This window comes from Vibrio superstes, from assembly GCF_003569005.1.
Classification (GTDB): domain Bacteria; phylum Pseudomonadota; class Gammaproteobacteria; order Enterobacterales; family Vibrionaceae; genus Vibrio; species Vibrio superstes.
Genome location: NZ_BCUR01000001.1, coordinates 492,839 through 508,445, shown reverse-complemented (window position 1 = coordinate 508,445; position 15,607 = coordinate 492,839). Strand labels below are relative to the sequence as shown.

General features: G+C 46.9%; 1 protein-coding gene. It reads left to right on the top strand.

Features of this window, described 5'->3' with window-relative positions:
* Positions 1 to 80 precede the first annotated feature (80 nt).
* Positions 81 to 15,482, top strand: a complete 15,402-nt coding sequence (locus D5I41_RS02070) for a VCBS domain-containing protein (RefSeq protein WP_119008270.1) — start codon at positions 81 to 83, stop codon at positions 15,480 to 15,482.
* Positions 15,483 to 15,607: the final 125 nt, after the last annotated feature.

Here is a 15,607-nt window from a genome sequence, read left to right as displayed (position 1 = left end):
ATCAGTCCCTTTTTTTATACAGTATGCCGTTAATGCTAGAACATATTTTTGTTTACAGATGATTACGGGCGGTATATTTGATGGAAAATGAAGACAAAACTAAGCGAGTTGCTGAAGATTCTAAAAAACAGAATCAGCAATATCGAACAAAGAAGACTCGCCAATTCTCTATTCCAACCACTTATGTGCCTCGTTCAGTAGCGCTTATTTTGCCCTCGTATCATTTTGGAGGTAAAGCTTTAGCGGATAGACTTGATTCTGATATTTCGCACACAGAATATGTGAGTACATCGAACAATCAAGAATACACCCCACTCGAAACAACGAGTAGCCAAGCCGTTCATCAAGAACCTGCACCTTATATTGCTGGTGGTTTTTATGAGCCACAGCATCAAACTGAAAACACAGGTAATCATTCTTTTTCTCAGCCACATCATTACGGCAAACCAGTCACCCCTTTAACTGGCCAGTCAACTCAAAACTTTGGCAACCTCACCACCACACCCGTACCTCAGATTGTTTCCCATTCAGGTGGTCATAAAGACTACTCATTTATGACACCGCCGGTTGTAGGCTTGCCTGAAACAGGCACTGTAGTTGAGGATACAAGCGTAAACACTTCTGGCACCATCGATGCTCACAGTGCTCAAGTGGGTGCACCACTGACGTTTACGCCAGACAACCTTCATGGTCAGTACGGTGAGTTTACCTTAAACAAAGACACCGGTGAGTGGAGTTATTCCCTAGATAACAGCCATCACCAGAACCTGGCGCAAGGTGAAACGCATACCGAGATACTGCACGTCACCATTACCAGCGCTGCCAATGTCTCCGTTCATCAAGATATAACGGTGACGGTACAAGGCACCAATGATATCCCAGTAATCACTAGCCAAGTTCAGCATGAAGCGACCAAAGAAGACGATGTACTCTTCGTCAACGGTCAGGTCACGGCATCGGATGTGGATCATGGTGCGGTACTGACTTACACCCCGGATAATACTCAGGGTCAATACGGTCAATTCACTCTAGATTCAGCCAGTGGTAAGTGGGTTTATACCCTAGATAATCAGGGCAACCAGGCGCTTGCCGAGGGTGAGCATCACACTGAAACCATGCTGGTCACTGTGGCCGATGAGCATGGTGCGAAGACTACTCAACAGGTAACCGTTGAGGTTGCTGGTACCAATGATAAGCCTGTTATTACAAGCCCGTTTCAAACAGGTTCTGTTGTTGAGGATGGAGATCTGAGTGCTAGCGGTTCCGTGATTGCTACAGATGTTGATAATGGAGCAGTAATTACCTACACACCCGATAAATTAACTGGAGCATATGGTTCATTTGGCTTAGACAAAACTACGGGAGCCTGGACTTACACGCTAGACAACACCAAGCATCAAAACATGGTTCAGGGTGAAAAGCACATCGAAACAATGATGGTAACAGTGACAGATGAGCACGGTGCGGCATCTTCCCAGCAAGTTCGAATCGTTGTGACAGGCACTAACGATATTCCTGTTATTACTGGAAAGTCGACCGCTACTGTAACTGAAGATATGACAGATCCAGTTCTATCAGTTTCAGGCAAGTTGGACATAGACGATGTCGATACAGGAGAGTCGTTCTTTAAGCCTCAGACGTTGCACAGTACGCACGGCACGGTAGTAATTGATGAGAACGGCAACTGGACGTTTACCGCGAATAACCAACATCATGACATCCAAGCGTTGGGTGTGGGTGACACATTGACGGAAGTGGTGACGGTGACGTCTAAAGATGGCACGGCGCATCAAGACATTACAATCACTATCAATGGTAACAATGACGTTCCGGCCATCAGTGGTGTGTCGAAAGGGGTTGTCACAGAAGACGCTGACCCACAAACATTAACCACCAATGGTGACTTAATCATTCGCGATGTGGACACGGGCGAGTCGCACTTCCAACCACAAATAGTGAAGAGTGCACACGGCGAATTCCAAATAGACGCGGACGGTCATTGGACGTTTACTGCGGATAACACACAAACGGCTATTCAATCTTTAGGTGCACATGGCACGCTGACGGAAACGGCAACGGTGGTGTCTCAAGATGGCACGGTTACGCAGCAGTTGACGGTGGTGGTGCAGGGTGTGAATGATGTACCAGCCATCACAGGCAAGTCGACCGCTTCAATCAAAGAAGATGCAATGAACCCGACTCTGAAAGTGACGGGTAAGTTGGATATTGATGATGTGGACACGGGAGAGTCGTTCTTCAAGCCTCAGACGTTGCACAGTACGCACGGCACGGTAGTAATTGATGAGAATGGCAACTGGACGTTTACCGCGAATAACCAACATCACGACATCCAAGCGTTGGGTGCAGGAGATACGTTAACGGAAGTGGTGACGGTGACATCTAAAGATGGCACGGCGCACCAAGATATCACTATCACCATCAATGGTAACAACGACGTTCCGGTCATCAGTGGTGTGTCGAAAGGGGTTGTCACAGAAGACGCTGCCCCACAAACATTAAGCACCAATGGTGACTTAATCATACGCGATGTGGATACGGGCGAGTCGCACTTCCAACCACAAACAGTGAAGAGTGCACACGGCAAATTCCAGATAGATGCGGACGGTCATTGGACGTTCACTGCGGATAACACACAAAAGGCTATTCAATCTTTAGGTGCACATAGCACGCTGACGGAAACGGCAACGGTGGTGCCTCAAGATGGCACGGTTACGCAGCAGTTGACGGTGGTGGTGCAGGGTGTGAATGATGTACCGGCCATCACAGGCAAGTCGACCGCTTCAATCAAAGAGGATGCAATGAACCCGACTCTGAAAGTGACGGGTAAGTTGGATATTGATGATGTGGACACGGGAGAGTCGTTCTTCAAGCCTCAGACGTTGCACAGTACGCACGGCACGGTAGTAATTGATGAGAATGGCAACTGGACGTTTACCGCGAATAACCAACATCACGACATCCAAGCGTTGGGTGCAGGAGATACGTTAACGGAAGTGGTCACGGTGACATCCAAAGATGGTACTGCGACCCAAGATATTACCGTCACCATCAATGGTAACAATGATGTGCCGAGCATCAGTGGAGGAGCTAAAGGTGGTGTGACGGAAGATGCTGATGCGCAGACATTGAGCACCAATGGTGACTTAATCATTCGCGATGTGGACACGGGCGAGTCGCACTTCCAACCACAAACAGTGAAGAGTGCACACGGCGAATTCCAAATAGACGCGGACGGTCATTGGACGTTTACTACGGATAACACACAAACGGCTATTCAATCTTTAGGTGCACATGGCACGCTGACGGAAACGGCAACGGTGGTGTCTCAAGATGGCACGGCTACGCAGCAGTTGACGGTGGTGGTGCAGGGTGCGAATGATGTACCGGCCATCACAGGCAAGTCGACCGCTTCAATCAAAGAGGATGCAACGAACCCGACTCTGAAAGTGACGGGCAAGTTGGATATTGATGATGTGGACACGGGAGAGTCGTTCTTCAAGCCTCAGACGTTGCACAGTACGCACGGCACGGTAGTAATTGATGAGAATGGCAACTGGACGTTTACCGCGAATAACCAACATCACGACATCCAAGCGTTGGGTGCAGGAGATACGTTAACGGAAGTGGTCACGGTGACATCCAAAGATGGTACTGCGACCCAAGATATTACCGTTACCATCAATGGTAACAATGATGTGCCGAGCATCAGTGGTGTGTCGAAAGGGACTGTCACAGAAGACGCTGACCCACAAACATTAACCACTAATGGTGATTTAATCATACGCGATGTGGATACGGGCGAGTCGCACTTCCAACCACAAACAGTGAAGAGTGCACACGGCGAATTCCAAATAGACGCGGACGGTCATTGGACGTTCACTGCGGATAACACACAAAAGGCTATTCAATCTTTAGGTGCACATAGCACGCTGACGGAAACGGCAACGGTGGTGTCTCAAGATGGCACGGCTACGCAGCAGTTGACGGTGGTGGTGCAGGGTGCGAATGATGTACCGGCCATCACAGGCAAGTCGACCGCTTCAATCAAAGAGGATGCAACGAACCCGACTCTGAAAGTGACGGGCAAGTTGGATATTGATGATGTGGACACGGGAGAGTCGTTCTTCAAGCCTCAGACGTTGCACAGTACGCACGGCACGGTAGTAATTGATGAGAATGGCAACTGGACGTTTACCGCGAATAACCAACATCACGACATCCAAGCGTTGGGTGCAGGAGATACGTTAACGGAAGTGGTCACGGTGACATCCAAAGATGGTACTGCGACCCAAGATATTACCGTTACCATCAATGGTAACAATGATGTGCCGAGCATCAGTGGTGTGTCGAAAGGGACTGTCACAGAAGACGCTGACCCACAAACATTAACCACTAATGGTGATTTAATCATACGCGATGTGGATACGGGCGAGTCGCACTTCCAACCACAAACAGTGAAGAGTGCACACGGCGAATTCCAAATAGACGCGGACGGTCATTGGACGTTCACTGCGGATAACACACAAAAGGCTATTCAATCTTTAGGTGCACATAGCACGCTGACGGAAACGGCAACGGTGGTGTCTCAAGATGGCACGGCTACGCAGCAGTTGACGGTGGTGGTGCAGGGTGTGAATGATGTACCGGCCATCACAGGCAAGTCGACCGCTTCAATCAAAGAGGATGCAACGAACCCGACTCTGAAAGTGACGGGCAAGTTGGATATTGATGATGTGGATACGGGCGAGTCATTCTTCAAACCTCAGACGTTGCACAGTGCGCACGGCACGGTAGTAATTGATGAGAACGGCAACTGGACGTTTACCGCGAATAACCAACATCACGACATCCAAGCGTTGGGTGTGGGTGACACATTGACGGAAGTGGTGACGGTGACGTCTAAAGATGGCACAGCGCACCAAGATATCACTATCACCATCAATGGTAACAACGACGTTCCGACCATCAGTGGTGTGTCGAAAGGGACTGTCACAGAAGACGCTGACCCACAAACATTAACCACCAACGGTGACTTAATCATACGCGATGTGGACACGGGCGAGTCGCACTTCCAACCACAAACAGTGAAGAGTGCACACGGCGAATTCCAAATAGACGCGGACGGTCATTGGACGTTTACTGCGGATAACACACAAACGGCTATTCAATCTTTAGGTGCACATAGCACGCTGACGGAAACGGCAACGGTGGTGTCTCAAGATGGCACGGCTACGCAGCAGTTGACGGTGGTGGTGCAGGGTGTGAATGATGTACCGGCCATCACAGGCAAGTCGACCGCTTCAATCAAAGAGGATGCAACGAACCCGACTCTGAAAGTGACGGGCAAGTTGGATATTGATGATGTGGATACGGGCGAGTCATTCTTCAAACCTCAGACGTTGCATAGTCCTCATGGTTCAGTGGTTATCGATGAAAACGGTAATTGGGTTTTTACTGCGAACAATCAGCATCATGACATACAAGCGTTGGGTGCAGGAGATACGTTAACGGAAGTGGTCACTGTGACATCCAAAGATGGTACTGCGACCCAAGATATTACCGTCACCATCAATGGTAACAATGATGTGCCGAGCATCAGTGGAGGTGCTAAAGGTGGTGTGACGGAAGATACTGATGCGCAGACATTGAGCACCAATGGTGACTTAATCATTCGCGATGTGGACACGGGCGAGTCGCACTTCCAACCACAAACAATGAAGAGTGCACACGGCGAATTCCAAATAGACGCGGATGGTCATTGGACGTTCACTGCGGATAATACGCAAGCGGCCATTCAATCACTGGGTGCACACAGTACATTGACAGAGACAGCGACCGTCACGTCACAGGATGGTACGGCGACGCAACAACTGACGGTGACCGTGCAAGGTGTCAATGACGTGCCTAAAATCACCGGGAAGTCTACTGCTTTGGTAACAGAGGATGCGACTAGCCCAACGTTGAGTGTTGCGGGGAAATTAGACATAGCCGACCTAGACACGGGTGAGTCGTTCTTCAAGCCTCAGACGTTGCACAGTGCGCACGGCACGGTAGTAATTGATGAGAACGGCAACTGGACGTTTACCGCGAATAACCAACATCACGACATCCAAGCGTTGGGTGTGGGTGACACATTAACGGAAGTGGTGACGGTGACGTCTAAAGATGGCACGGCGCACCAAGATATCACTATCACCATCAATGGTAAAAATGACATACCTACCATAGGTGGTTCTTCTACCGGAGGTGTTAAAGAGGATGCGACTAGTCCTACTCTTGAAACCAGTGGACAGCTAACAATTCGAGATATTGATGCTGGAGAATCAGCATTTAAAACCGATGCTGATTCTATCACTCAAGGTTCTGATACTTGGGGTGGATTAACACTAGATAGTTCAGGTAAATGGACTTATTCGGTTGATAACGAACACAGAGTCCAGACTTTGCAAGAGGGGGTAACCCATACGGATACCTTTACTGTTCATTCGCTCGATGGTACTGCGCATAAGGTGCAAGTGACAATAACTGGTACCAAAGACGCACCAGTGATCTCTGTGACTGGTCATGATAGCGATTCTAGTGCAGTGATAGAGAAGGGCTCTAAATTTAGTGGTCAAAAAATCTCAGGTACTGAAAGCGCTAGTGGACATCTTACAGCAACTGACATTGATGCGGGCGACTCTCAAACTTGGAGCATAGTAAGTCCATTAACTGGTCATGCCGCCGGCGATGGTGTATACGGACATCTGAGTGTTGATACAAGTGGTCAATGGGCCTATACATTGGATAATGACCGTTCTGTTACCCAAGCTTTGATTCAGGGGCAGCAGGTGACAGAATCCTTCACCGTTCGCGTTACAGATAAAACGGGCCTTACTGTTGACCACCAAGTGACAATCGATGTAACTGGTAGCAATGATCAGGCTGAGATCACGGGTCAGGATACTGGCAGAGTGAAAGAAGAGGCAATCGATTCTCAGCATCAGAATCTACTTTATACCAGCGGAGTATTGATGGTTCATGATGTAGACAATGGTGAAGACCACTTCAAAGCGGGCACAGTTCAAGGTTTATATGGTTCGCTTACGCTTGATGCTAATGGTAACTGGCACTATAAAGCGGATAATTCCCAGACTGCCATACAAGAACTAAAAGCAACCGACTCGTTAACCGACACAATCACAGTTCATAGTGCCGATGGCACAGAGCATAAGGTAGTGATTACCATAGATGGTACCAACGACCTGCCTGTCATTGCTGATACCGGAGATTCAGGTGGTGTAGTCGAGGCGGGTTCTCATCCTGACTCTCACCGTCATCCGGAAGCTGAAATTGGTACTCCAAGTGTCTCAGGCACCTTGACTGCAACAGAGACTGACAAGGGAGATCCTGCACACTGGGCTGTGACTAATGGACAAGGCACGTATGGCTCATTGGCTATAGACCCTCAAACTGGGCGCTGGACTTATCGTCTAGATAATACTCGAGGTCATGCAGCAGATAGGCTTCAACAAGGTGAAGTGGTCAAAGAGGTGTTTGAAGTTACCGACACTGACTCTTCGGGTACTCCGGTCAAACACAGCGTAGAGATCACAGTAACTGGTTCGAATGATGTTCCTGTGATTAAGGGGACGCACACTGGAGCCGTTACTGAGGCCGGTGGCACGGCTAATGCCAATGCCGGTACTCCAAGCATTGCAGGTGATCTTACTGCTACTGATCTTGACAACAACGACGGTACATTGACCTGGTCTGTTGATGGTGCAACTACAGGTACGGAGACCCGCGTTGGCAAGTATGGCACCTTCACCATTGATCAGAATGGTCACTGGAACTACCAGTTAGATAATTCAGGTCCGGATACACAGAAGCTTCAAAGCGGTCAAACCCCTACCGAGACCTTCATGGTATTAGTTACTGATTCTTTGGGTAAACCTGTTGAGCAAGAAGTTACTGTTACCGTGCACGGGACGAACGATGATCCTGTGCTTGCGGCCTACAGTCCCCAGTATTTCTCAGAAGGTACGGGTAGACAACATATTAGATTACCTAAATTAGTGGATGTTGATGATACCACTCATACTTATCGACTTGGACATGGTCATCCTGGGTGGATGTCGATCGACAGCGACGGCAAGATTGAAATTAGGACTGGTGTTAAAGCACTCGATTATTTGGCTGCTGGTGAAATAAAAGGAGTCGATGTTGATGTAATCGTTGAAGACCCTCAAAAAGGAAGTACTAAGCAGACCGTACATCTGAACATAGTAGGTACCAATGATCGTCCTGTACTTAAGAGTGTAGAGATAACAGATTTAACGAATCAAGTTGGCACAAGTGCTGCCAATCCACATCGAGATTTACTGAAAACACACACTAATTTCGGAGATAACCTCCACCTAGAAGAGGATCAAAAGCTATCAGGAACAGTACACTTCACTGATGTTGATAGAAGTGACTCACACACGGTAAGAGTCATAGGCACTTATACCTACCAAGATGCTCAGGGTAAACATGTTGAGCAGTTAACTCGTTCAGACTTACTCCGCGCCGGTTTCGAAATACATGATGATGGAACCTTCACGCTAAACGCTGGTGCTGAAAAGTATCAAGGGCTTCAAATTGGTGAACAGGGCAAGCTCGATGTCCAAACCGAAGTCGATGACCACAATGGTGGTGTTGTTCACAAGTCACTGCATTTCATTATTCATGGACAGGAAGACAAGCCAGTAGTACGTCAGATGCCAGCTCTAGTGACTAATGAAGACACAAATCTCAAATTCACCGCTACTGATCTGCTTGGCGACCATAACCAGAACGTCAGGGATCCTGATGGTGATCCATTGGCGCTGTTCAATGTGCACGTTGAAGATGGTCATGGGCATATTATTGATCACGGTAACGGGAACTATGAGTTCGTACCTGATGCGAATTATCACGGTACAGTCCACATCGGTTATACAGTTACTGATGGTAGAGTCGATGGGCAAGGTCACGATATCACCACACAAGTGACTGGTTGGCCCATTAACGTGATTCCAGTCAACGATGCCCCTGCACAAGTTCACAGCTTAGTAGCTAAAGTAGCCGAAGACTCTGGCGATCTAATTATCACTGAAGATCAACTTCGTGGTCTTCTTAATGATATTGACGATACCAGTGCTAAGTTAGTCGTTAGTAACCTTCATTTAACAGACTCAAACGCGGGTAAATTGGTTGACAACCAAAATGGCACTTGGACATTCACTCCTGCACAAGACTTTAATACACGTCACGCTGGTCCTAATGGATATGAAAAACTGGTTGGCCTGACGTTTGATTATACCGATGCTGGTACTTCGGCGTTTGGTCAAAGTGGCACTCAGTCTGGTTCTTATTCCGGTACAGCCCATATCAAGGTAACTCCGGTGGGTGATGCAGCGATAATTACTGCTCCGCAAGGTGGCATTGGTGTAACTGCGGAAACTGGGCATGATATTGCTGCAGCTCAGTTAGGCATCACTGATCCTGACTGGCAAGAGCAGCAATTTCAAACTACCAGTACTATACGAGGCACCTATGGCTTTGCAACCATAGATAAGTTAGGTCATTTAGAATATCACCTAAATCTTAAAGATCCTGCAGTTTTAGCTCTCGGAGGAGGCCAACACCTGACTGAAACGGTTACAGTTACAGCCAAAGATGGAACGACTAAAGATATCGATATAGATATTACCGGTACAAACCAGGCACCACAGATAACATTAGCTGCACCTATCAGAGCCACTGAGTCAAATCAGGGTGATCCGATTACTCAAGTAACGGGTTCTTTCAAAGCTATTGACCCTGATGCAGGCGATCATCTTGCATTTAGTTGCAAGAATCCCCCTGATGGCTTGATTGTTAATGCCGATGGTTCTTACTCATTCTATACAGCCTCTCCTGCTTACAATCACTTGAAAGAAGGTGAGGTTCAGACTTTAACTTTTGATTTGACAGTCACTGATGGGACAGCAACGACAACCAAACCCGTTTCGTTGATTGTTACAGGCACTAATGATGCACCAGTAATAAGTAGCCCTTTGCCTGTGGGTCAGATACATCATGGTGAAAATCATTTGAGCTTTGATCAAGACCTATTGATAAAAACGGCTACAGATCCAGACGGTGATATTTTACATGTACTTAAAGTCGGTACTCAGCATACCGAAGTAACTGTCCTCGATAAATCACTTGGCCATATTGAAGAAGATGGCCAAGGCGGTTATACCTTCTATCCTTCGCAGACTGCCCTCGGTCATACAGGTGGTAAAAACGTTACTATCTCATATACGGTAACAGATGGGCGAGAAACAGCGACTGGTCATATGATTGTGCATGTTGACCAACATGCTCAGGTTAATACGAATCACCCTAATCCTCATCATAGCCATCAAAACCAAAACGTTGTGGTACCACCACAACAACCTGTCGACGTTATCCATGGTGATATTGCCGGCGAAGTTACGGAGGAGGGTGAATCAACAAAAACTGGGTCAGGTGCACCAGATTCACGTGAAGGTCACGTTACCGCTAATAGCCCGAATGAAAACCCGCACGGTGTCACTGGTTCAAACCACATTGAGGGCAGTAATGGGTATGGTTACGCTACTGTAGTCCCTGGGACTAGCGCTAGCGATCCAGGGCACTGGACATATCATCTATACAAACATGATGGTGACAGCGATCCAATTAACCAACTCGCTGAGGGCGAAAAGCTTCAAGAGACCTTTACGATTACCAGTAATCACGGCGGCTCACAGGTCATTACCATGACAATCCATGGTACCAATGATAAACCTGTGATTACTGGAGAAACTCATGTACAAGTGAGTGATCTTAGCGGTTCCAACTCCCAAATTTTACCCGATTGGCAAACTAACCATATCGTTGAAGTGGACACAATGCAGATTAAGGGTGAAATTGAAGCCAAGGATGTTGATGGTGATCATCTCACATTTGGTGTCGCTCCTTCGAGTGGTCACCCTGCATTGCAAGGCTTTAGTATTACTAGCGATGGGCACTACACCTATCAGCCTTCCAATAGTGATCCTTTAATAAAAGGATTAGCTCCAGGTCAAACTAAGGACGTAACTGCTTGGGTTCAGGTAAATGATGGTCATGGTGGTGTGGTTGATACACCTGTGCATTTCACTGTTCATGGAAGAAATGCCGCACCAACGGCTGACTCAAAAGTAGATCTTCAACATTCAGATGAAGATCAGGCTGTTAACCTGCATTCCACGCCTGTATCTGGTTCACATTCAGGACAAGGCTTAGACCTAGTCGGTTTAGCCAACGCTCAAGATGCTGATGGCGACAAGCTATATGTAACAAACATTCAGCAAACAGGTCAATCTCACGGTAAATTCCAAGATTTTGGGCATGGGAACTATAAGTTTATCCCTGACCAAGACTTCCATGGGGATGTGGTGTTTACCTATGAAATTACCGATGGGCTTGCATCAACAACAGTTACAGCAACGCTGCATGTAGATTCGGTAAACGATAAGCCAACGGTTACTAAACTCACTCGTGTTACTGATGAAGATACGGCAATCAAATTTACTGAGCAAGACATCATAGGCTCAGGTATGAAAGGTGACTCCGGCGTAGTAAAAGACCCCGATTTCGCTACAGATGGCGCCAGCGAACATCTGTCATTATCAAATGTTCACTTGAAGGATCCTAGTCAAGGAACGCTAACTCATGATGGTCAAGGAGGTTATACATTTACTCCTGCAACCAATTTTAATGGCAAAGTTGAATTGGAGTACACGGTTACAGATAGTCTCGTAGATGCAAACAATGGCCCACATCTATCAACTAACGGAGTTGTCGAGATTACAGTAAATCCCGTGAATGATATTCCAACCTTCAAAGACGTAACAACTGATCCAACTAAAGAGCATGTAAAAGAGGATGCCGCCGGGCTTAATGCTGAACAGATTGCTTCTGGCCATTTGCAAATTACCGATGCAGATACCGGAGAAGGACACTTTGTTGCGAACAGTCACATAGCTGGTAAGTATGGTTATCTAGAGATCGATCGAGACGGAAACTGGCAATATCACTTGATGAAGAACTACGCCAAAGATGTTCAAGCGTTGGGTGACGGTGATGTGTTCCAAGAAAGCTTTACTCTGCATACTAGAGACGGAGCACCAGACAAGACAACCTACGATTTGACGGTAGATATACAGGGTACCAATGACGGAGCTACCATTTCAGGTCATGCGACAGGAACGGCAACATCTACAGTTTCAGATAGCGTTACAGAACAGCTTGGGTTAGACCCTTTAGCAAATTCCCCTGCCCAATTAACTACTGCAACAGGGACACTTCAAGTTCATGACGTTGACAAAGGTGAAAATGGATTCGAAGTCCCTAAATCTCCTTTGACACCGACTGGACCAGGCCCTCATTACGGTACTTTGATGATCACTAAGGGCGGCGATTGGACTTACACGGTTGATAATAATCGTAGAGATGCGCAGCAACTTCATGAAAATGAACAGATTGAAGAGCATTTCACAGTCACTTCAATTGATGGAACTGCTACTCAGGAAATTGTAGTTACTTTAGTTGGCAAGAATAATGCACCAGTCATAGAAGGCGTTACAGCGGTAAGCATTAATGAAGGGAAATCGAATGGCATAGCTGGTGACCTAAAGGCACATGATATTGACAATGATGCGGGTACTATTACTTTCGGCCCGCAGCCCGGAGAGACTTTACCAGATGGTTTTGTGTTAGATGCAAATGGTCACTACACGTTTGATGCAACTCATGGTAGTTATGACTATTTGAAAGCAGGAGAACAGGTGACAGTTGTAGCGCATGTCGTCGCTACAGATAATCATAATGGAGTTAGTGTTCCTAAAGATATTGAGATTGTTGTTACTGGTACTAATGATGCGGCTGAAATTAAAGGCCCAGATAGTGTAACGGTAGTTGATAGTCCAACTCTATCTGATACTTTTGCAACCGCTCAGCAGCAACTTCAAGTAACAGATAAAGACCACGATGAAGCAAGCTTTAAAGCTGATGCTCATATCCAACCGGACAACACCACTGCAGGTACAGGCTTGCAACAAACTCCTTACGGTCATGTAGAGATTGATAAAGATGGTAACTGGCAATATCACGTTGACACCCCGGATGCAGTAAAAGCGATTCCTGATGGGCAGCACGTTACGGAAAGCTTTACAGTATATTCTAAGGATGGCACATCACATACTGTGTCCGTGACCCTCTCCGGAGTAAATGAAGCAGCAACTATCAGCGGAGGTGTCACTGGTGCGGTTACCGAAGACGGTACAATATCAGCATCTGGCACACTAAGTGTTGCCGACATAGACAATGGTGAAGATCACTTCCAATCAGGTGATATTGTTGGAACATTTGGCACGCTGCATCTAAGTACGTATGGCCAATGGCACTATGATTTAGACGCAGCTAAGGCGCAATCTTTAACCCAAGGTGATACCCAAACCGATACCATCCCAGTGCAATCGGCTGATGGAACTACTCATAACGTTGTTATCACAGTAAAAGGTACTAATGACACGGCTGTTATAGCTGGCGATACCCATGAAGCAGTGACTTCAGGGTTAAATGTGAACAGTAATGGCGAACTACATACTAGTGGCATATTAACAGTTGTAGATCCAGATCATGGAGAGGCTAAGTTCCAAGCTCAACCCCAGCAAGGCACATACGGCACCTTTAATCTAAAAACCAATGGTCACTGGAGTTATAACGCGGCCAATAATAACCATGCGATTAAGGCATTAGCAGCAGGTGCAACACTAACTGAAACCTTTACTGTAATGGCAAAAGATGGCACCGCGCATGATGTCACTGTAACCATTCATGGTGCTAACGATGCACCAACTGTCAGCAGTGTAGTAACACTTGCTAACGCTGATGAAGATGAAACAGGTATTCAGATCACTCAAGCTCAACTATTACAAGGAGCGAGTGATGTAGAGGGTGATAGCCTGTCTGTTGGCACTGTTACGGCTGACCACGGCACAGTTACCAAAGTGGGTGATCATTGGAACTTTACGCCACAAGCGAACTATCATGGTCCAGTAGTATTTAGTTACCAAGTACAAGATGGTAATGGTGGCTCGGTAGCACAAACTGCAACTATGCAATTGGTGTCAATAAATGACGTACCAGTAGTTGCTCACATAGTGACTTTGCCTGCTGGTGATGAAGACCAAGTTGGAATCCAAATTGTGGATGCTGATTTGCTACAAGGTGCCAGCGATGCAGATGGAGACAATTTAGATATCAGTGGTTTAACCGTGGATCATGGCAGTGTTAGCGAACAAAGCGGTCATTGGGTTTATACACCTGAGGCCAACTACCATGGCCCAGTAGTGTTTAGCTATCAAATACAAGATGGTAATGGTGGCTCAGTAGCACAGTCTGCAACCATGCACTTGGCGGCTGTGAATGATAAACCAGTGATAACTGAAGTAAGCCAAGGCATGGTTAGTGAGAGCTCACTAAGTGGCACGGCTGCTGCAGAGCTATCAGTGCAAGATCCAGATGGAGCAAGCGAACAAGGCTTCCTAGCAGAAACTGGACTACATGGTACATACGGTACTTTGGGTATCGATGAGCACGGCCACTGGGGTTACACCTTAACTGATAAGCAAAACCCTGCGGTGAAAGCTCTAAATGTTGGTGATACTTTGGTAGATACTTTGACAGTACACACCAAGGATGGGACCGAATATGATGTGCACGTTACTATTACGGGTGAAAATGATGCGCCAACTGTTTCAGGGAGTGTTCCTTTGGGAAATATCACTCAAGATTCGCCAGTAACGTTAGTGAAGGCTGCATTGTTGGCGAGTGTAACCGATCCCGATAATACAGATGCTGATTTGATGATCTCTCAACTAACTGCGCAGCATGCAAAAGTGACTGATAATCATGACGGTACTTGGACTGTCACACCTGATAAAGGCTTTACTGGCGACATCCAATTTAGCTACAACGTTGAAGACGGCAATGGAGGCAATGTACCGGCTACGGCATCACTGCATGTTGATACGTTACCGTCTCAACCTGCACCACCGCCACCTACTGCTGACGAACCAATGCTAGATGCGCCAGTGGAGACGGTGACTCTTGAAGCCTTAGCATCAAACCATGCACCTCATACAGGCGCACAAGCGTACCTAGATCAGTTAGGTATTAATGAGCCTCAGCATCAATCGGGCGATCAAGCATTACCCCAAGACCTAGATTTGGTTTTGAATTCTGACAAAGCACCAGTATTGGATGAGCATGGTTTAATTGTTGCTGATGCTGATGGCGCGGAAACAAACTCTGCCGATGACCATCACAAACATCATGATGACCTTCTTCAGCATGACCATTCGATGATTGTTCATTACGATTGGACGGAGAATCATGCGTAGAAAAGTGCTCGAAGATTCGTCACAGTGTCAGAATCGATATCGACCCATGGCTCATTGCCGATCCTGTTGGAAAGTCACCGTCTTTGATCGTTGCTTGTGGGATACAACATAGCTCGGCAAAAGCG